Origin of the sequence: Marinicellulosiphila megalodicopiae, assembly GCF_045862395.1 — a bacterium.
Classification (GTDB): domain Bacteria; phylum Pseudomonadota; class Gammaproteobacteria; order Pseudomonadales; family Natronospirillaceae; genus Marinicellulosiphila; species Marinicellulosiphila megalodicopiae.
The window spans coordinates 3,173,796-3,193,649 of record NZ_AP023087.1 but is presented as its reverse complement, the minus strand read 5'-3'; the positions used below and the strand labels follow the sequence as shown (position 1 = coordinate 3,193,649).

At 36.1% G+C, this 19,854-nt stretch carries 17 protein-coding genes; 11 read left to right on the top strand and 6 right to left on the bottom strand.

Features of this window, described 5'->3' with window-relative positions:
- Positions 1-129: 129 nt before the first annotated feature.
- Both TYM08_RS13820 and TYM08_RS13815 read left to right on the top strand, forming a co-directional pair.
- Positions 130-1,050, top strand: a complete 921-nt coding sequence (locus TYM08_RS13820) for a transposase (RefSeq protein WP_422379734.1) — start codon at positions 130-132, stop codon at positions 1,048-1,050.
- Positions 1,051-1,667: 617 nt separating this feature from the next.
- Complete coding sequence (locus tag TYM08_RS13815) at positions 1,668-1,979, top strand: ISAs1 family transposase (RefSeq protein WP_422379733.1); 312 nt, start codon at positions 1,668-1,670, stop codon at positions 1,977-1,979.
- Here the strand turns inward: TYM08_RS13815 and TYM08_RS13810 are convergent.
- Positions 1,941-2,117, bottom strand: coding sequence for a hypothetical protein (locus TYM08_RS13810; protein ID WP_422379732.1), 177 nt, complete (start codon positions 2,115-2,117; stop codon positions 1,941-1,943). The genes TYM08_RS13815 and TYM08_RS13810 overlap by 39 nt on opposite strands.
- Before the next feature lie 284 nt (positions 2,118-2,401).
- Here TYM08_RS13810 and TYM08_RS13805 point away from each other — a divergent pair, with 284 nt between their 5' ends.
- The 3 genes from TYM08_RS13805 to TYM08_RS13795 all read left to right on the top strand — a co-directional run bounded on the left by TYM08_RS13805 (position 2,402) and on the right by TYM08_RS13795 (position 6,754).
- Positions 2,402-4,153: a protein adenylyltransferase SelO gene (locus TYM08_RS13805; protein ID WP_422379731.1), complete on the top strand. Its 1,752-nt coding sequence runs from the start codon at positions 2,402-2,404 to the stop codon at positions 4,151-4,153.
- A gap of 782 nt (positions 4,154-4,935) precedes the next feature.
- Positions 4,936-5,457: an endonuclease V gene (locus TYM08_RS13800; protein ID WP_422379730.1), complete on the top strand. Its 522-nt coding sequence runs from the start codon at positions 4,936-4,938 to the stop codon at positions 5,455-5,457.
- A gap of 94 nt (positions 5,458-5,551) precedes the next feature.
- Positions 5,552-6,754 carry a hypothetical protein gene (locus tag TYM08_RS13795; RefSeq protein WP_422379729.1) on the top strand — a complete coding sequence of 401 codons (1,203 nt, stop codon included), beginning with the start codon at positions 5,552-5,554 and terminating at the stop codon, positions 6,752-6,754.
- Between the two features lie 58 nt (positions 6,755-6,812).
- On the opposite strand, the gene TYM08_RS13790 is transcribed toward TYM08_RS13795, so the two are convergent.
- Entirely contained in the window at positions 6,813-7,061 is a 249-nt protein-coding gene (locus TYM08_RS13790; RefSeq protein WP_425325071.1) for an Lrp/AsnC ligand binding domain-containing protein, read from the bottom strand.
- 327 nt (positions 7,062-7,388) lie between these two features.
- On the opposite strand from TYM08_RS13790, the gene TYM08_RS13785 reads away from it, so the two are divergent.
- On the top strand, positions 7,389-8,204 hold the full coding sequence (locus tag TYM08_RS13785) for a hypothetical protein (protein ID WP_422379728.1): 816 nt from the start codon (positions 7,389-7,391) through the stop codon (positions 8,202-8,204).
- A 486-nt stretch (positions 8,205-8,690) separates the two neighbouring features.
- A complete protein-coding gene (locus TYM08_RS13780; protein WP_422379727.1) occupies positions 8,691-10,229 on the top strand; it encodes a M12 family metallopeptidase in 1,539 nt (512 codons plus the stop codon).
- Positions 10,230-10,700: 471 nt separating this feature from the next.
- Here the strand turns inward: TYM08_RS13780 and TYM08_RS13775 are convergent, their stop codons facing one another.
- Together TYM08_RS13775 and TYM08_RS13770 are read right to left on the bottom strand one after the other, a co-directional pair.
- On the bottom strand, positions 10,701-10,949 hold the full coding sequence (locus TYM08_RS13775) for an Lrp/AsnC ligand binding domain-containing protein (protein WP_425325070.1): 249 nt from the start codon (positions 10,947-10,949) through the stop codon (positions 10,701-10,703).
- A 174-nt stretch (positions 10,950-11,123) separates the two neighbouring features.
- Positions 11,124-11,591 (bottom strand): Lrp/AsnC family transcriptional regulator, encoded by a 468-nt coding sequence (locus tag TYM08_RS13770; RefSeq protein ID WP_422379726.1) that lies wholly within the window; start codon positions 11,589-11,591, stop codon positions 11,124-11,126.
- Positions 11,592-11,885: 294 nt separating this feature from the next.
- On the opposite strand from TYM08_RS13770, the gene leuA reads away from it, so the two are divergent.
- Positions 11,886-13,598, top strand: a complete 1,713-nt coding sequence (gene leuA / locus TYM08_RS13765) for a 2-isopropylmalate synthase (RefSeq protein ID WP_422379725.1) — start codon at positions 11,886-11,888, stop codon at positions 13,596-13,598.
- 191 nt (positions 13,599-13,789) lie between these two features.
- Here leuA and TYM08_RS13760 read toward each other — a convergent pair whose 3' ends face one another.
- Positions 13,790-14,974, bottom strand: a complete 1,185-nt coding sequence (locus TYM08_RS13760; RefSeq protein WP_422379724.1) for a serine hydrolase domain-containing protein — start codon at positions 14,972-14,974, stop codon at positions 13,790-13,792.
- Between the two features lie 192 nt (positions 14,975-15,166).
- On the opposite strand from TYM08_RS13760, the gene TYM08_RS13755 reads away from it, so the two are divergent.
- The 3 genes from TYM08_RS13755 (at position 15,167) to umuC (ending at position 18,246) form a co-directional block, all read left to right on the top strand.
- Entirely contained in the window at positions 15,167-15,898 is a 732-nt protein-coding gene (locus TYM08_RS13755) for a sterol desaturase family protein (protein ID WP_422379723.1), read from the top strand.
- 646 nt (positions 15,899-16,544) lie between these two features.
- Complete coding sequence (umuD, locus tag TYM08_RS13750; RefSeq protein ID WP_422379722.1) at positions 16,545-16,979, top strand: translesion error-prone DNA polymerase V autoproteolytic subunit; 435 nt, start codon at positions 16,545-16,547, stop codon at positions 16,977-16,979.
- Positions 16,980-16,983: 4 nt separating this feature from the next.
- Positions 16,984-18,246: a translesion error-prone DNA polymerase V subunit UmuC gene (umuC, locus tag TYM08_RS13745; RefSeq protein WP_422379721.1), complete on the top strand. Its 1,263-nt coding sequence runs from the start codon at positions 16,984-16,986 to the stop codon at positions 18,244-18,246.
- A 315-nt stretch (positions 18,247-18,561) separates the two neighbouring features.
- On the opposite strand, the gene TYM08_RS13740 is transcribed toward umuC, so the two are convergent.
- The gene (locus TYM08_RS13740) at positions 18,562-19,833 is read right to left on the bottom strand and encodes a hypothetical protein (RefSeq protein WP_422379720.1); all 1,272 of its coding nucleotides are present in this window, start codon (positions 19,831-19,833) and stop codon (positions 18,562-18,564) included.
- Between the last annotated feature and the right edge of the window lie 21 nt (positions 19,834-19,854).

Sequence of the window (19,854 nt, the reverse complement as noted above, 5' to 3'; positions counted from 1 at the left end):
TTAAAAATAATTAAAGAAATGATTGTCTACAGGAGATTTTTTATGCCAATCGCCAGAAAGAAACTCGTATCTATTGAGGCTACACCATACTATCATTTGGTAAGTCGTTGTTGCAGGCGATGCTTTATCTTGGGTAAAGATTCCGTCACCAAAAAGGATTATTCACACAGGCAAGAATGGATTGAAAATCGTTTAGAAGAATTGCCAACGATCTTTAATATAAAAATAGCATCCTATGCGATTATGTCAAATCATTTCCATTTAGTTGTATTTATAGACCTTGATGCTTCTAAAAAACTGAGCGATCTTCAGGTAATCGAACGCTGGCATAAGGTTTACAAAGGCACAGTGTTAACTCAAAAATACGTGAAAGGTGAGGTTTTATCAGAAATTGAAATGGATTTAGTACAAGAGCGTGCCGATGAATATCGTAGCCGTTTAATGGATTTGGGTTGGTTCATGAAATGTATTAATGAGCCGTTAGCGCGCATTGCTAATCAAGAAGATAACTGCACAGGTAAATTTTGGGAGGGGCGTTTTAAGTCTCAAGCATTACTTGATGAAAAAGCATTATTGGCCTGCATGGCTTATGTGGATTTAAATCCGGTGAGAGCTAAAATGGCAAAAACACCGGAGAAATCGGCGCATACCAGTATTAAAAAACGCATCGAACAATCTTTAAAAAGCGATAAACCTAATAATCAAAAAGAACAGGTTGATAGTTTAATGAATTTTGCAGGCTGTGCTAGAAAAGATATGCCAAAAGGGATTCCTTGCCGATTAACCACTTATATTGAATTGGTGGAATGGACAGGTCGACAATCACGAAAAGGAAAATTAGGTAAAATTAATACCGATATTCCTGAGTTGATGACAAGGTTAAATATAGATCCAGTTAAATGGATGCATATCACATCGAGTTTTGAATCAAGCTTTAAAGGTATTGTGGGTGAATCTTTATCTATAATAGATACCGTAAAAAACTTTGGGCGTGAACGCGCATTGAATGTATCGAGTTGTTTGTATTATTTTAGTAAATCCACAAAATAGATAAAAATATTCCTGGTTTCAATCTCAAAATACTAATTCGTTTAATTAGTAAATTCGCGTGTCTAAAAAACAGCTATTCTACGCTCGTTTAGAAAATTCAAATATTTTGTCAATAAATGCGTTGAGTTTATAGATGATTTTTGATCAACTTTGAGAATATTGTTTATTAATATCAAGTAGTATTTAATCAGTCTGTCTTTGTAGGTTGTTATTGTCAATAAATGCGTTGAGTTTATAGATGATTTTTGATCAACTTTGAGAATATTGTTTATTAATATCAAGTAGTATTTAATCAGTCTGTCTTTGTAGGTTTTTTGCACCTAACAGCCAATCGCCAATTTCTCTTTTAGAATTAGGTCTTCATGCTGACAGCAATAAACTAATCATTGTCTGTCCTAAAACATTTTGGCGAGTAGGTAATGTGGAAGTAGTGGCAAATAAATACAATATTCCAGTGTATCGAGATTTGGACGTGGGGATAGTGGCTTTGAAAAAATCATTGTTTGATGAAGGCGTTAGATAGTAGAACGCTATTTAAAGTAGAAGGGTGCCTCTCAGGGCAAACGCATGAAAAATCCGCTAAAATAGGGGCTTTCAGAGATAGTAGTACTTAAAACGTGAATTCTAAAAATATATTTGATCAATTTTCATCCATTACTGATTTTAGACAGTCAGGGAAAATTAAACATCCATTAGTTAATATTATCACGATTACACTTTGCGCAACTTTATGTGGCGCAGATGATTGGGATTCAATTGAAGACTATGGACATGCAAAATTTGAATGGCTGTCTAGCTTTTTAGATATGAGCAGCGGAGTACCTTCACACGATACCATCTCTCGTGTTTTTTCACTTTTAGACCCTGTTGAATTTCAAGAAAAATTCATTTTATGGGTTCAGAAAAATTGCACAGACACCCATCCATAATAAACATTGCAGCAAAAATGATCGCCACTGAAGTTTACTCGGCTTAGCGCCAGTTAAGCTCATGGCATCATCCAGTTTATGGGGTTCAATTAATCCTTTTTCAGCCCAATCCAATATTTGGCTTCTTGAATTTTTCATAACACTTTCTCTTTAGGTCAATAAATTCATCTTAACATAGATATTTGTTCGCTTAAGTAGTGATCAGAAAAGTTGAATATTTCGATACCTTGGGTATTAATGTTTTGAAAATATAAGTAGCCTATTAGAAACTAAGCGAAGTGGTGAAATGAAAAGTATCGCGTAATCGAATGTATCGTTTGTTCATGTATAAGGATAATGAAGTCATCAAAACAACTTCGATGAACCCAAATCCATAACAAGGTAAGATACCCCCATTAAAACTTACAAGCCTTGGTAAAAAAATGACAGATCAAAACCTTCCAAAAACAGCACTCAAAATATCAACGCTTAACGATCTAGCAAAACTAGCCGACTATTCGCTGATGGACTCGCTAAACCGTGATCCTGATTCAACATCACACGGGCTAGACTATGAGCCACGCCAAGTGTTTTCGGGGCATTATGTGCCTGTGAACCCTACAAAAATTGAAAACCCTGAGTATATTGCTCACAGCAAAACCTTCTTTAATGAATTAGGGTTTGCTGATGAATTGGCACAAACCCCTGAGTTTATGCAAATGTTCACTGGTGATTTATCTCAAGTGCCAACGCCAATGAGCAAATTAGGTTGGGCAACAGGTTACGCGCTTTCTATTTATGGCACTGAATATATTCAGCAATGTCCGTTTCAAACGGGTAACGGTTATGGCGATGGTCGTGCAGTTTCTGTGCTTGAGGCTGTCATTAATAATCAACGTTGGGAAATGCAATTAAAAGGCGGCGGCAAAACGCCATATTGTCGTGGTGCAGACGGACGTGCTGTATTGCGCTCGAGTATTCGTGAGTTTTTAGCGCAAGAGCACATGCACGCGTTAGGTGTCCCAACATCCCGCTCTTTAAGTTTGTATGTGTCTAAAACCCAAACGGTTCAGCGTCCTTGGTTTTCAAAAGGCTCAATGTCACAAAATCCCGACAGGATGATATCGGAGCCAGTGGCAATCTCAACACGTGTTGCTCCGTCATTTTTGCGTGTTGGGCAAATAGAATTATTCGCTCGACGAGCTCGCATTAATGAGCACACAATCTCCATGCAAGAGCTTGAACAAATTGTGCAACATGTGATTGATCGTGAATACAAAGATGTAATAGACACACATTCAAGCAATCCAGAAAAGATAATAGAGCTAGCACGCCAGTTTCAAACGCGCCTGACATCAATGATTGCAAATTGGATTCGAGTGGGTTTTTGCCAAGGTAACTTCAATAGTGACAACTGTGCAGTAGGTGGCTTTACCCTTGATTATGGCCCGTTTGGTTTTTGTGATGTGTACGATCCTCATTACCAATCATGGACAGGAGGCGGCCAACACTTCGCGTTTATGAATCAAGGTAATGCTGCGCAAAAAAACTACGGCATGTTTTGTTCAGCCTTAAGAGTATTGCTCGACTCGCATCCAGAGCATTTACAAATCCTTAACGAAATTGAAAATGAATTCTCAAAAGTTTTAGACACGCAAATGAATAAAATGTGGCTGGCCAAGTTGGGTCTTAACCCATTAACGAATGAAACGGACGAGCTGGCTTTTAACGAACTGTTAACTGAATTACAGACACTCATGCAACATACTCCAGTTGATTACACCCTGTTTTTTAGAGAGCTTTCATCGATACCAAATGATATTGAACCGTTGAAGAAAAGTTTCTATGCACAGCAAGATAATAAAGAAATAGATACACACTGGACTGCGTGGCTAGAAAAATGGAAATCACTACTAAGCAGCAATGAAACAAAATCAGCGACACCTAGAACTAATGAACAAATCTCAAAGCAAATGAAGTTGGTTAACCCCAAATACATTTTACGCGAATGGTTTTTAGTGCCTGCTTATGAGCAAGCTGCAAAAGGCGATTATACTTTAATTCATGAACTGCAAGACGTAATGACGAATCCTTATGATGAACAAGCAAAAGAGATTGAGGATAAATACTATCGATTAAAACCTTCAAAGTATTTTGAAGTGGCGGGAGTTTCGTTTGTGAGTTGCTCTTCTTGATAAGTTTAATTTAAAGGTCCCTTTTTTAAATTAAAAGCTTTGTTAGCAATCTAGCGAAAGGAAACCTTTCTTGATTGCTAAGTCGCAAGCGCACATCCATGTGCTGAATTTTTAAGTTTTATTTTTTCATCCATGAAGAAATAAAAAGCTTGGTTAATAAAGCTTCGAAAGGGGACCTTTCTGGTTTATTAAGTCGCAAGCGCACATCCATGTGCTTCTCTTTAAGTTTAATTTAATTTAATTTAAAGGTCCCTTTTTAAATTAAAAGCTTTGTTAGCAATACTGTGAAAGGAAACCTTTCTTGATTGCTAAGTCGCAAGCGCACATCCATGTGCTGACTTTTTAAGTTTTATTTCTTCATCCATGAAGAAATTAAAGGCTTTGTTAATAATCTGACCGTTCCATTACATCCACGAAAACTGCTCCTGCGTTTTTCTAATTTCTTACATCCATGTAGGGATGTATTCACGGCATTAGTTCATCCATGTACGTCACGAGGGGGCCTTTCTGGTTTATTGACATGTAACTTACATCCTTGTGTATTAGGATTTAACCCCATTGATTTGCATTGATTTGACCCCATTGATTTACTGCTTTTCAGTACTACTTAGGTGAATGAGTAATTCCTAAGGCGGGACTTTAACCTGCTAGATATATTGCAGGTAACGGCGCGGACTCGACCAATTGGTTTTTTTGTGTATGAAAAGTATAATCAAGCAATCGAATTGACCCATTACATGATTGGTTTCGCCAAATGAATTTTAATTTTAGGAATTAAGTAAATGATATTAGCTGTTGATGTAGATTATAAAAATTCTAAAGCAGTAATTGCAGGGGTTACTTTTAATGAATGGACGGATGAAATTGAAAGTGATGTATTTACAAGTGTTATAAATGATATAGAAGAGTATGAGCCTGGTAACTTTTACCGCAGGGAGTTACCTTGCATACTTCAGTTATTGAAAGAGCATAAATTAAATCCCGATGTAATTGTGGTAGATGGATTCGTTTGGTTAGACGGTTCAACTAAAGCTGGATTAGGAGCGCATTTATTTGATGCGTTAGATAAAAAAATCCCGATTATTGGTGTCGCTAAAAGAAGGTTTGATGGCATAACTTCTAAGTTCGAATTATTAAGAGGGGACAGTGTAAAGCCACTTTATGTCACTTGTGTAGGTGTAGAATTAGACTATTCAATCACGTCTATTGCTAATATGGCTGGTAAAAATCGGCATCCAGTTTTATTGAAAAAAGCAGATAGACTTTGCCGAGATACTATGCAAGAGACTGTTTCAGAAATGTAATAACTGTTGTTTTGAATTATATTAAAATAGTAAATGTCGACGGCGCATTCATTCGCTGAACTAAGTTTTAGGCTAATAATAATGGGGTTTTTAATTGATTAAATCTTTTCTAAAATGTGTTTTTCGAACTCACTACGACAATCTGGAATTTGTTGAGGATAAATCGGATTATGATCAGTATTTTACTTATTTAGAGGGTAAACCATTTACTGGAGTAGCTTGGAGTGAGTTGCAGGGCATTACGACAGAGGACTCATTTGTAAATGGTTTACGTCAAGGGCGTTGCGTTAAGGTGTATTTTGACGAGACACTTGTTGAAGATGGGTATTATGTCGAAGATGAGCCAGTAGGGGAAATACAAAGATGGTATGAATCAGGTCAAATTAAGTCTGTAGAAAAATATGATCAAGATTCAAATAAATTGTATGAAAGAAATTTCAATTTACAAGGAATACTAATAAAAGAAGTTATTTCAAAACCAAAATGGAAGTTAAGTCTCTGGGCTCAAACTGGGGAACGAATATATGAATCAGAGAATAACTTTACCAATTTGTATTCTTTGACGGGTAAGTGTGTGATTTCAATTAAAGGAGAAGATGAAAATATATTTTATGATGATCAGGAATTATTTGATCAGACCTACAATTTGTTAAAAGAGAATCTTAATTTGGTTGAATATCCACTATTCAAATGGCTGAATAAAAGGTTGGATGAAAATTGTTCATCAACTAAAGCATTATTATATTCGTTATTAGAGCATCCAATAGTGGGAGTCACAGAGTCGGCATTATTTATTATCGAACACAGAAATTATAAAGACGCTATTCCATTAGTTCGAAAACTTACACTGAGTAAGAGAAAAAAACAAATCGAAGAAGGTGGTTTTATGGGTACTACATCTGAATTGGCACAGCGGGTTTTAATTAAGTTAATAGAAGATTCAAGTATTAATACAAAATACAAAACTAATGTTTTTTTAAAATCACAAGAAAAGAAGCGAGCAAGCATAGATAAAAGAAAAGTGGATCTAGAGGTTAAAATTGCTAAAGTAAAAAAACAATGGCCAACTATTTTGGCGGTGTTTAAGCAAACATATAATTTTGAATCAACAGTTCAAACAGTCGGTCAATTATTTAATGAAAATGTAGTTGATAAGAAGCAAGGGTACACCCATGTCTATGAATATGTAATAGAAGGTAAAACATATAGAGCATGTTATTCAAATAGTGATTCGAAGCCCATGAAAGAAAAAATTCTGCATTACAGATTAAAGAAACCTTCTGATCATATTTTTTGATTCTTTAGAATGCTTGATGCATCGGTTACTAAAACCATAAGGTCAAACCCGAAACAACTCAATACAAAGGCAAAGCAGTCTTCTTAACCACTTCCCTCAACACAAAACTAGAATGCCCCCCAGTCACGCCTTCCAATTTCGTTAAATGCCCAAGCAAAAACTTCTCATAATGTTGCATATCTTTCACCACCACTTTTAATAAAAAATCCGCCGACTGCCCCGTCACAATTAAACATTCCATGACTTCAGGCAACTGTTTAATGGCGTCTTCAAAATGCTCAAAGCGTTCGGGTGTGTGTCGGTCCATTGTGATGCCGATCATGGCGGTTAGGTTTAAGCCCAGCTCTGCAGGGTTTAGTGGTGTGACGTGTTTGTTGATGAGGCCTGAATCGACTAGGGTTTAACTCGGCGTGAACAGGGTGTATCAGATTAATAAGACATCCACTGATGTGTGAGGTGAGTGAAAATAAATGTTACAGCTAAAATAGAAGTTGGTAGTTATTTGTCAAACAATCGATAAGTTGAGATTACTAATGTGGTAATTGGAGTGAGTTGTTATGGGTGTCTTAGTAATACCACCTAAACAATTTTACGCTATGATATAATTCAAATTTAAGTAACCAAGAATCTTTCAATGACTCAAATATTCAGCTCTCAAATTGGTAAAGTGATTTCAGCCGACATTGCAGTAGGTGAAGTTGAACTTGCTATTGAATTTTATGCAAAAGTATTAGGCGCTGGAGCCAATGCTCTTTGGCAAAATGATCTAATGAATAATGTCGGGCAACCTATCATTGGTATAGGGCTAAAAACCGCTACCTATAAGAATTTACCCAATCAATGGATGCCACACTTTCAAGTTAAAAATGTTTCTGCAAGTTTAAATGAAGCCATTAAAAGCGGCGGCAAGGATCTCATGCATTCGCAAAATGATGATGGCAGTAGTAATTGGGCTGTGATTCTTGATCCAAATAGTTCTACTTTTGGTTTAATCCCTCAAATAAACAATGAAAATTTAGAACCCTATTTGAAAAGCCAGCAAGGCTCAAACACAAAAGTTGGTTGTATACATAGCGTTGAAATGTATTCTCAAGATGAATCTAAAAATGCCAGTGTATTAAAAGCCAAAGAATTAAGTCGATTTTACCAAAACGTTTTAGGTCTTAGTGAACATATTAACTCTGCAGAAAATAGCATTCAACTTTATGATAATAAAAACTCTGAACCAGCCAACAAGATGATAAGTTTCAAAAATTTTCTCGATGAAGATGAAGGGATTTCTTCTGCTTGGATTATTAAATTATTAGTAGGTGATATACAAGAAAGTTTACTGGCACTTAAATCAACAGATGCTCAATTAGTTAAATCGTATATAGATTCAGATGGCAATCAAAACGCAATTATTAAAGATCCGTTTGGTGTTATCTTTGGGTTGGTGCAAACTAATTAAAATAACTAGTTGTCCTTTTGATAGTGGTAGTTTTCCTAAAGTTGCGTAACCCCGTCATCTTCAACAGTTTCATCGTTGGAGATCCAGTGACTTTGGTAATTAATTGAGCAGTAACTTAGGGGGGGAATCTTGACTTCATACCCCACAGCAGTCCGAAGTCAAGACTCGACCCCATCGGGTTTTAGACCCCATCGGGTTTTAGCAGTCCGAAGTCAAGACTCGACCCCATTGGGTTTATTTGACTGTTATATTTAAGTATTAATTCAATGTACTCACTTTAATCTATTATATTAGATTATTAATATAGTGAGTTTATTATAAATAAACTTTCCTACGACCCTATAGATTAGTTAATTTATATGCCAATAGTCATGAAATTACGAATTATCTAATGAGTGATATTGATATATGTAAAATAAATCAATAAGCTCTATCGATCATTTTTTGAGATGATAAAAAATTATATTAATTATAAAAGGGAATAACATGAATAAATTACTACTCTCACTTTCTACAGTATTATTAACTTCTACTTCAATTAGCGCCATTGCAGGTAATGTTGGAGACAAAGAACAATTATATTTTCTTGGCAATTTAAATTGGCCTACCCAACTTATTCGACAAGATAAAACATGGCCTAATGGGGTCATTCCTTTTCAAGCGAGCAGCCTTAACTCTACTCAAAGATTAAATCTAGATGCTGCCATACTTGAGTGGGAGTCTAAAACAAATATTGATTTTATAGAAATTGGATCCCCAGAAGCATTTGATTTTGGTCATGGCATGTATTTAACCGTTACTACTTTTACAGATCCGAATAGAGGTGGGGTAACGAATACAACTGGATTTAACACGTATCCCACTTCTGGGTTACCTAAAATGGAAGTTTTAGCAAATAGTGGAATGAGCACTTATTTACATGAACTTGGACATGTAATTGGATTAATGCATGAGCAGCAGCGTAATGACCGTGACGAATATGTCACAATTGATCAAAGTGCGATTGATGCAGCAGGAATAACGGGGGCTCATTTAAATGATTGGAAAATTCGTGTCAGCTTCCCACATGCCAGTAATATGGATTTATCAAATGGAGTAGGACCATTTGATTTTGATTCTATTATGATTTATAAAAATCATGTCATTCCTAATGATCCATCTATCACAATTCAAAGCGGTCGTGAAAAATTAAGTGCTGGTGATATTCTTACAGTTAACACGCACTACAAACGTCCATTTACATTCAGCCCAATTTCAAATTCTCAACAAGCATTGCAGATAAATGGAAGTGTAATCAATTCTGAAAAGGAATTTTCTGGAAGCTGGATTTCTCAATGGCAATTGGAGCCAATTAATGAAAAATACTTTCATTTTAAAAATAGAAGTTCTGGTGAATCAATTCATATGGAATCCCAGACTCTAGATATTGGTATTGTTGAGAATCATTGGTGGAGTGCAATGTGGGAGCTTGTTAAATCTGGAGATAACTATCAAATTAAAAATAGATGGTTGGATGTGTACTTAGCAAATAATTTAGGGGATGTTTATACTACAACAGATAATAGTCAATCCAATACAATATGGAAGTTAGATGTGATTGATAATTTTGTTTTACAAAATAAAGATGGTAACTGTCTAAATATTCCACAATGGGAGTTAAATAATGATGAACCTCTTGTTGAATCATGGGATTGTGACGTAAATAATAAATTACAAAATTGGACCTATGCTGATAATAATAAAATAGTGAATGGAAATTCCCAATGTTTAACCATTAAAGCAAGTGGTTCTTACCATATCCCTAGTATTGTAATTGTTGAAGATTGTGTTGCAGGATATAACCAAGATCAAGTTTGGAATAAAGCTGGATCGAAATTAATGATTGCCAAAACCGGTCAATGTTTAGAGATTGCTCAAGGCCAAGAAACAAGCAATGGTGGAACAATGTTAGCTTCAGCATGTGAATGGAGCGAAGAGCTTTCTAGGCAATCTTGGAATTTTATACCCACTTATAAATTGAGATAAATTAAAAGTTTATTAGATTTATAATATCTGATGATATTTAAAAGCCTCACAATTAATTTTTGTGGGGCTTTTTTATTCCCCAATATTTACAATATTTACTATGGACATCCAAGTGAATTAAAAAATAGGAAATTCAGAGGTTAGTTTGAAAGTTAAAAGTTATATTATTAATTAAAGATATGTTAATAATGAATTATAAAATTAACAAGCAAGGCTAATTCTTCCTGCTTTTGGAATATGTTATAAAAAAATCTGATTTTATTTTTTCTAATACCCTAAAACTTTTAGCGCTGTTATCCACCCACATGCTCTAGATAGTCCAAACTTACTGAAATTCTTCTCAATACTTGAAGCTTTACCAATTAAAGATCAATGGGGTCAGAGTAAATTGGTAATTACAAAACTTTAAAAAGCCTAAAACTAACGAGGTCAAACCCTGGCCTCAAATCAAACTAAAAAACAAAAACCAAATCAATACAAAGGCAAAGCCGTCTTCTTAACCACCTCCCTCAACACAAAACTAGAATGCACCCCAGTCACGCCTTCCAATTTCGTTAAATGCCCAAGCAAAAACTTTTCATAATGTTGCATGTCTTTCACTACCACTTTTAATAAAAAATCTGCAGACTGGCCGGTCACAATTAAACACTCCATGACTTCAGGCAATTGTTTAATGGCGTCTTCAAAATGCTCAAAGCGTTCGGGTGTGTGTCGGTCCATTGTGATGCCGATCATGGCGGTTAGGTTTAAGCCCAGCTCTGCGGGGTTTAGTAGTGTGACGCAGACCAATGGGGTCAGAGTAAATTGGTCATTAGAAAACTTTAAAATCTATAAATACATGAGGTCAAACCCCGACCTCAAACCAAACCAAAAAAACCAAAAAAACCAAAAACATCAATACAAAGGCAAAGCCGTCTTCTTAACCACCTCCCTCAAAACAAAACTAGAATGCACTCCAGTCACGCCTTCTAATTTCGTTAAATGCCCAAGCAAAAACTTTTCATAATGTTGCATATCTTTCACCACCACTTTTAATAAAAAATCTGCAGACTGTCCGGTCACAATTAAACATTCCATAACTTCAGGCAACTGTCTAATAGCGTCTTCAAAATGCTCAAAGCGTTCGGGTGTGTGTCGGTCCATTGTGATGCCGATCATGGCGGTTAGGTTTAAGCCCAGCTCTGCAGGGTTTAGTAGTGTGACGTGTTTATTGATGAGGCCTGAATCGACTAAGCGTTTTACTCGGCGTGAGCAGGGCGTAGGTGACAGGCCAATGCTGTCGGCCAGTTCTAAGTTGCTGATGCGTGCATTGTCTTGCATCAGTTGTAATATTTGTTTGTCTGTTTTGTCTAGTTTAATCATTTTGGCCTAGCTACTCTTTTGGTCTATTTTAATGAGTTTAGTCATCATTAATTGTATGTTTAGGTTATTTCACTACTGTTGATATAAAATGTAGTGAATAATTGCTTAACTATGTGCTTTTAGTAATGAATTTGCAATCATTCTCTAGTTAAGATGGCGTATAGTTTAACTATGAATGACGAGCGAGGTTTCTTACCCAGAAGCGGGTGACAATAAACTTACCATGTTGAGTCAACTCGTTCATTCATACTATGTTTTACACATTCATTCGATTAAAAAAATTAGGTACGCTTTATGTCAACTCATCATTCTCAATCAAACAGCTTTAACCATAATAAGTATCGCGCGTTTGCTCCTATTCAAAAACCCGATAGACGCTGGCCCAACCAAATTATTAATGTGGCACCTGATTGGTGTAGCGTTGATTTAAGAGACGGTAACCAGGCGTTAATTGAACCGATGAGTCCAAGCCAAAAGCTTGAGATGTTTAAGCTATTAGTGGATGTGGGATTTAAAGAAATTGAGGTTGGGTTTCCTGCGGCTTCGGCGCCTGATTTTGATTTTGTTCGACAATTAATTGAAGAGGATTTGATTCCTGGAGACGTAACGATTCAGGTGTTAACCCAAGCAAGAGAGCCTTTGATTGCTCGCAGTTTTGAAGCCTTAAAAGGCGCGAAACAAGCGATTATGCATGTGTATAATTCTACCTCGACGGTACAGCGTGAGCAGGTGTTTAAAAAATCACGTGACGAAATTAAAGCCATGGCGATTCAAGGCGCAAAGTGGGTGCGTGATATGGCAGCGGCGCAGCCTGAAACTCGTTGGTCTTTTCAGTATTCCCCTGAAAGTTTTACGGGTACAGAAATGGATTATGCGCTAGAGGTGTGTGATGGCGTGATTGATGTTTGGCAACCAAGCGTTGATAACAAAGTGATCATCAATTTGCCTGCTACGGTTGAGGTGTCGACCCCCAATGTGTATGCGGATCAAATAGAATGGATGAATGATAATATTAGTCATCGAGAGTGTGTCAGAATCAGTTTGCATACCCATAATGACCGAGGTTGTGGTGTGGCAGCTGCTGAGTTAGGTGTGTTAGCAGGGGCGGATCGAATTGAAGGCACATTATTAGGTAATGGTGAGCGCACAGGTAATATGGACATTGTGACGATGGCCATGAACATTTATAGCCAAGGGGTGGATCCAGAATTAAACCTATCTGATATGGATCGCATCATTGCGACGGTTGAAAGTTGCACGCAATTAGCGGTGCATCCGCGCCATGCTTATGCGGGCGAATTAGTGTTTGCTGCGTTTTCAGGTAGCCATCAAGATGCCATTAATAAATGCATGGCAATTGATACACAAAAGCGTAAAGAGGATGCCAATGCCCATTGGCAAGTGGCGTATTTGCCTATTGATCCTCGTGATTTAGGGCGCACGTATCAGCAGGTGATTCGCATTAATAGTCAGTCGGGTAAAGGAGGGGTGGCTTATGTGCTTGATCAAGACTACGGAATAGAAATGCCGCGTTGGATGCAGGTAGATTTTAGCCCGTATATTCAAGTCTTTGCTGAAAAAAGCGAAACAGAAGTGGGCTCAAAAGCCATTCATGAAATTTTCTGTGATACGTATTTACACTCAAAAACCGCGCCGAAAATTGGTGGGTATCAGCTTAAGCGTGAAGGCAATACCGACACATTAAACGCGCAGTTAACCCTAGACAAACAAAGCTTTGATATTAGTGGCAAAGGCAAAGGGGTTTTGGATGCATTTGTTAGAGCGTTAAGCGCCAAAATTGGCCATGACATTGTGTTACTTGATTACAATGAACACGCTTTGCCAAGTAAACAAGGCGCACAAAACGAACAGGCAGAAGCGGTGGCGTATGTGCAAATTAGCATTAATGGACATCGATATTGTGCGGCAGCCATTTGTGGTGATATTGTGACTGCATCGATGCAAGCGGTTTTGAATGCGTTTGGGCGTTGTGAGGTTGTTGTTTGAATATGTAGGGCGCGGATTCCATATCCGCCATCACAAACTATAAATAATTGAAGTAAATAAAAGGGTTTTTCGACAACCCCTCCAGAAACACCCAAATACGAAAAAAGTATTTGGGTGTTTCTAATCATTGCAATTTACCTAGTCATTGCACGATCCCAGAACAATCAATAAAACTCAGAATTTATTGCGTGTTACTTCTCTTCTAATTTTAAATATTCTTCGACATATTTAAAAATTTTATATTTACTAGGCACTTTTCTAACTTCAGTATTACACATTTGAACGTATCCAATTTTCTGCTCAGGTGACACCCAAAAATCGCTTGTCATAAGATCTAATGACTGCCCATTATGCGCATAAATAGTATTGTTTTTGTGTTTTTTAATAAAAAAGCCATTATCATATAAACCTATAGATGAGTTTTTAGTTTTATCCCTTGAATATTCTTTTAAAAATCCATTCCATACAGAATCACTATCGTTTGCATGATTAAGTACAGTCATCCATTTTGTAAAATCGTGTAATGATGTAATCACACCTGTGTCACCAAAAGATACTAGTGTTTCTACTAAACTTGAATAACCGTTACCATAAGGAGAAGGAGAATATCCTGTCGCAGCCCATTTTAATTCAGAAGAAGAATTATTGTGCACTGTGATATTTTCTAATTTATTGGGTTCAAAAATATAATGATTTGCCCAATGGTTTAAATCTTTTCCTGTAGCGATGTTAATAATATCGCCTAAAAATAAATACCCAGTATTACTATAAGTCGCATAAGTGCCAGGCTCAAAAGTGGGTGAAGGAAAGTTATTTAGTTCTTGTAGAACCGCTTTAACAATTTGTTCATGTGTAACGGGTAACCCCACTAGCAATGCACTTGTGATTTCGGGTGTTTGACCTATGGCTTTAAATAACTCTGTAGTCATCACTGGATCATTTACATAATCGGGTAAACCACTTTTATGTTCAATCAAATGAGATAAAGTGATTTTATCAAACCATGCTGGGCCATCTGGATAATATTTTATTAGCGTGTCGTTTGTGTTTATTACGCCATCTTTTTCTAATCTGAATATTACCGCTGCAGTAATATGTTTACTGATTGAGCCCATATTAAATTGGGTTTTTTTATCGTTTAACACGTTGTACTGGATATTGGCCATACCGTAATACTGTTCATGAATTAATTTACCGTCAAGGATAATTCCCACAGCACAGCCGGGCATATCACCTGTTATTTTTCCAAATTCACTTTTAAAGTTAGGTAATTGATTTTGTGCCTGTGCACCTAAAATACAGCCTAATAAACCAAATGAAATCAGTGTCTTTTTTAATAACGACTGCTTTTTTAAATTTTTTAATTGAAAATTCATAGTATTAAGCTCCTGTTTATACTTTGTTTATCGACCAGTGTAGATCGATTTGTAGTCTCAGAATAAGTTAAAACGTAGATGACAGCAACTGATTCAAAAGTACATGACATTTAACACAGACCATTGCACAATCCTAATGAAGGTTTATCATACCCTTTAGACCTTACTCCTTAATAAGACAAGTAAATAAGCATGCAAACAATTCTATCAACAATCAATCAGCTATTAAACTTTTGGGTGCATACACATTGGCTGATTGCTTTGGCTATGTCGACGCTGGTGAATATGGGGGTGTTTATCATCTGCGCGCTTTGCATTACTTGGCTCACACACTATTTAAATAAAGCAGTCGGGTTTGGTGAATACATTGATAAGCGTCCGTTAAAAGATGGCCAAAAGAAATTTGAGTTTAAAAATGGAATGTTGGCTTGTTTTATTTTTGCTGCTTTAAGTTTGTTAACTCGAATATGGCACGTAGATGTTTGGCCAAGCTCAATAATAGATTTTGTGTTGCAAGTCGTGATGTTTTCAGTGTTTTATGAAGTGTATTCTTATTTTGTTCACAGAGTATTGCATTTCAAACCCTTTAGAAAGGCGCATGGTGTTCACCATCGTTCAATGACAGTCACACCTTGGACTGCCTATAGTGTACATCCTATTGAGGCTTTTTTAATTGCCTGCAGTGCACCACTTTTTATGTTTATGTTTTCCTTGAGCTTAGGTGTAGCTTTGACTTTACATATTATTGGGATGGTGTTTAGTATTATGATTCATTCAAATTTTGATTTTTACTTTAAAGTGAAAATTGTTAATCACTTGAATGTATTTACTAAGTTTCATCAATATCATCATGAACTTGGTAATAAAAATTATGGATTTACTAATCAATTGTTAGATCGGTTATTTAAAACAAAATATAAGTAATCGTTAATTCAGCTGTTAGATTACTCTGCTTAGTAAACCTAAAATAAAACCAAAAAGGATATCCACTTTTAATCATTAAACACAAACCAAAGCCACTGGATCTCCAACGATTAAGCCGATGAAGATGACGAGTAGAATGGATAAAAAAGCAGCCACTTTTAACCATCAAGCACAAACAAAAGCCGCTGGATCTCCAACGATAAATCAGTTGAAAATGACGAAGGCAGTTAGCATTCTTTTTAAAAACAACGAGCTCAAATCTCGACCTCATACCTCACTAAAAAAATGCATCCCGAGCACGTATCATCTATGCATTGTAAATATAGCGATTATCAATAAGAGTAGGTCACAATCGTTTTTCTCAAAAAATCCAGCACCCCAGAAGCATAATAAAGAGCCTTGCCAGTGCAATTGTATCAACATCCTGAGTCCTTACTTGCGCTTTTTGAAATGAGCAAAGATGAGTATTAGGCTGTGCTGCACTTGATCAACTAAGCATCATGGCGAGCACAATTTGAGTAATTACGGATTGTGTTGAATGGATACAACTAAAGTTTGTTCACATTAATTGACAAAATCTCTGGTGCAAATCCTAAAAAAGAATATATACTGTATATCCATCCAGTATATGTAAAAAGGGGCAAGTATGAGTGTCTGGGTACTTGGCAGGGCGGATTCGTCTTTGCCTGCGTTAAAATTGCCAATGTTTTTAGAGCGTATATCTGCAGGTTTTCCATCGCCTGCTCAAGATTATATTGAACAAAGATTGGATTTAAATGAGCTTTGCATTGAGCATCCTGCTTCTACGTATTTTGTGCGTGTGCAAGGGGATTCAATGATTGAGGCTGGTATTTATACGGGGGATATTCTTGTGGTGGATCGATCATTAACCGCGTTACATAACCAAATTGTGATTGCTGGATTTGAGGGCGAACTCACTGTTAAACAGCTGTGTTTAAAACCTGTATTAAAGTTAATGCCGCGTAATAAAAAATATAGCCCAATTGTGATTCCACAAGGGGCGGATTTAGAAATATTTGGCGTGGTCACAAATGTGTTACGCAATTTAGTTAAGCAATAACAATATGTTTGCGTTGGTAGATTGCAATAATTTTTATGCCTCTTGTGAGCGATTGTTTCGTCCCGATTTAAAGTACACACCCATAGCGGTACTTTCAAATAACGACGGTTGTATTATTGCGCGTTCGGCGGAGGTAAAAGCATTAAATATAAACATGGCGCAACCGGTTTTTAAGTTGCGTCACCTTATTCAAAAACACGGTATTGTGTGTTTTTCTTCAAATTATCCATTGTATGCGGATTTATCAGCACGAGTGATGCAAACTTTAGAAGAGCTGGCCTGTGAAGTAGAAGTGTATTCCATTGATGAAGCGTTTTTAAATTTAAACGGGTTTGAAAAAAATAGTGACATCACCGAGTTTGGTTTGCAAATTAAACACACCGTTTATAAACACGTAGGGTTACCTGTTTGCGTAGGAATCGCACCGACTAAAACATTGGCAAAATTAGCTAACCATGCTGCTAAAAAATACCCGGCTACAAAATCAGTGGTATACCTTGACAGCCAAAAAAGAATTCAAAAATTATTGGCTTTGGTTGCGGTGAAAGATGTGTGGGGAGTCGGGCGGAAAATATCAAAAAAGCTTAACGATATTGGAATTTATACTGCAAAAAATTTAGCCGATAGTGATCCTAAATTGATGCGAAAAATATTTTCAGTGAATATCGAAAAAACCATATCAGAATTAAACGGTATTGTGTGTTTCAAGCTTGATGAGGTGCCTAATACGAAACAACAAATAATATGCAGTCGCTCGTTTAGTGAACGTGTATTGGATTATCAATCTATGCGCGAAGCAATGTGCAGTTATACCGTAAGAGCAGTAGAAAAATTACGCCAAGAAAAACAAAGCGCAAAAGTGATCAGTATTTCGTTACGTACCAGCGCACTTTCTAAAAACGACAAACAATACGCCAATTCCATTACAGGAAAACTGCAAATTGCCAGTGACGATACACGAGATTTTATTGAATTGGTTAGTCAACTATTACCCAGAATTTGGCGTGATGGATATCGTTATGCCAAAGCAGGGGTGATGATTTGCGATTTTTATGGACAAGTGATTCACCAAGAAGATTTGTTTGAGCCTACTACGCAAAAAACACGCCACCCAAATTTGATGAAAGTATTAGATGAAATTAATCAAACAGGCATTGGAAAAGTAAGCTTTGCCGCAGAAGGATTACAAAAAGGTTGGAGCATGAAACAGCAAATGCTTTCCCCTGCGTACACAACAAGATGGAGTGACTTGGCTTGGGTGCGTTAAATAGAAAACAAAATAAGAAAGGTGTAAATCAATACAGTAGACGGATATTTCATTAAGATAACCACAGGCATTAATATTTTTAAAATAACAGTCAAAACGTATTTAACAGCAACTCAATTGATAAAATTTTGAATGCACTCAGTAACAAAAACTTTGTTGCTGTAAATTAATAATTTAGCATGGATAATAATAATTTAATTTTTTTAGTGTCTATTTTTTTAGTATCTATTTTTTTAAAATTAAATATTTACAATATCATTACAGTAGAAAACTTGTAATGTGTAATGGAAAGTACAACGCCAAAATCTATGAATATCAGTGAATACTTTTTACTTTTTCTATATCAATCCATTTTTCTACGGATGTTTTAAAATGTTCAAATAAACCTTGTTCCAAATCATTATGAAAATCAATCGGGCTTGTAGAGTAAGTTGATTGGTTGATCTGTATTTCATAACTTGCCCTCATTGTAAAAGGGTGGGCTAATGAGCTTAAAGTTGTTAATGGCATTAAACTGATGCTTTTAACATTGTGTGTTTTTAGCTTATTACCAAATTCAGTGTCGAAGGCTGTCATGTTATTTATGTGATCTGAAAACTTAATGAAATATTGTAAATACTCCATATATTCAATGTCGGTATTGATATTAAAGTTGGCTTCGATATCAAAGGGTTTAAACGTGTCGGAAAAATTCTGCTTAAGCATGACAAGATTCGATCTTAATTCTATTCTTTGCTTGGGAGACAAAATAATTTGATCTTTGTTGTTTTTAAAATAGTCGATCGTCGTTTGTGGTAATGATTGAATAATGTGATTGTCGTAAGCTCCTTGATTGATTTTATGTGCAATTAGCTCGCGAAAGTCTTGCCAAAAATAATCCGATATTTCATTAAAATATCCGCTGACATTGATGTTTTCAAAGTAACAGTCAAAACTTAACCAATCTTTTTGCTCGACACTTGTCAGCGTTTCATCCATCTGTGCACAAATTTTGATTGATAATCTTTCTTTTAGCTGATTAATGATTGTACTAATAAATTCACTTGATCGCTCAATATTTTGCTGGACTTGTAGATTCCAAGCTTCTTTTAAATCCGTTGAAATCCAATAGGATATGGTTGTCATATTAAATGAGTTGAATTGCTTAGACACTGCTTTTGGTTTTACGTAATAGTCATTGAGTTGGTAATAACCGCCATCACTTTGTATTAGTTTTGAATAATTGTTTTGAATATAAGTGCATAAATCTACGGCTAACGAATTAGTCTGTTCAGCATCTATTGGTGTTTGGCTTTTTAAATTGATTTTAAATTGACCGCCAAGTTGAATGTCTTGACTCAATGTTTGAATACACTCAGTAAGATCAATCTGGGTTAAACATTCAGGCTGAGTATCACAGGTTAATTCAATATTTTGAGTGGTCAGCCATGCATTAATTAGTTTTACAAAAGGAATGCTCACTTCTAACAGTTGTTGCGTGGCTTCTGTATGGGCATTGGGTTCGAAATAAGACATGCTCATATTATTAGGCTGGATATAAAGGGTGTAAAACTTTAAATGTGCAAATGCTGAATCAATACCACTCATGTTGATGTCCTATGGAAGTTA

What these genes read in the sequence shown, in the direction of transcription:
- TYM08_RS13810 (WP_422379732.1), bottom strand. Translation starts at nt 2,117, where the DNA reads ATGAAAAATTCAAGAAGCCAAATATTGGATTGGGCTGAAAAAGGATTA.
- TYM08_RS13805 (WP_422379731.1), top strand. Translation starts at nt 2,402, where the DNA reads ATGACAGATCAAAACCTTCCAAAAACAGCACTCAAAATATCAACGCTT.
- TYM08_RS13800 (WP_422379730.1), top strand. Translation starts at nt 4,936, where the DNA reads ATGATATTAGCTGTTGATGTAGATTATAAAAATTCTAAAGCAGTAATT.
- TYM08_RS13790 (WP_425325071.1), bottom strand. Translation starts at nt 7,061, where the DNA reads ATGGACCGACACACACCCGAACGCTTTGAGCATTTTGAAGACGCCATT.
- TYM08_RS13785 (WP_422379728.1), top strand. Translation starts at nt 7,389, where the DNA reads ATGACTCAAATATTCAGCTCTCAAATTGGTAAAGTGATTTCAGCCGAC.
- TYM08_RS13780 (WP_422379727.1), top strand. Translation starts at nt 8,691, where the DNA reads ATGAATAAATTACTACTCTCACTTTCTACAGTATTATTAACTTCTACT.
- TYM08_RS13775 (WP_425325070.1), bottom strand. Translation starts at nt 10,949, where the DNA reads ATGGACCGACACACACCCGAACGCTTTGAGCATTTTGAAGACGCCATT.
- TYM08_RS13770 (WP_422379726.1), bottom strand. Translation starts at nt 11,591, where the DNA reads ATGATTAAACTAGACAAAACAGACAAACAAATATTACAACTGATGCAA.
- leuA (WP_422379725.1), top strand. Translation starts at nt 11,886, where the DNA reads ATGTCAACTCATCATTCTCAATCAAACAGCTTTAACCATAATAAGTAT.
- TYM08_RS13760 (WP_422379724.1), bottom strand. Translation starts at nt 14,974, where the DNA reads ATGAATTTTCAATTAAAAAATTTAAAAAAGCAGTCGTTATTAAAAAAG.
- TYM08_RS13755 (WP_422379723.1), top strand. Translation starts at nt 15,167, where the DNA reads ATGCAAACAATTCTATCAACAATCAATCAGCTATTAAACTTTTGGGTG.
- umuD (WP_422379722.1), top strand. Translation starts at nt 16,545, where the DNA reads ATGAGTGTCTGGGTACTTGGCAGGGCGGATTCGTCTTTGCCTGCGTTA.
- umuC (WP_422379721.1), top strand. Translation starts at nt 16,984, where the DNA reads ATGTTTGCGTTGGTAGATTGCAATAATTTTTATGCCTCTTGTGAGCGA.
- TYM08_RS13740 (WP_422379720.1), bottom strand. Translation starts at nt 19,833, where the DNA reads ATGAGTGGTATTGATTCAGCATTTGCACATTTAAAGTTTTACACCCTT.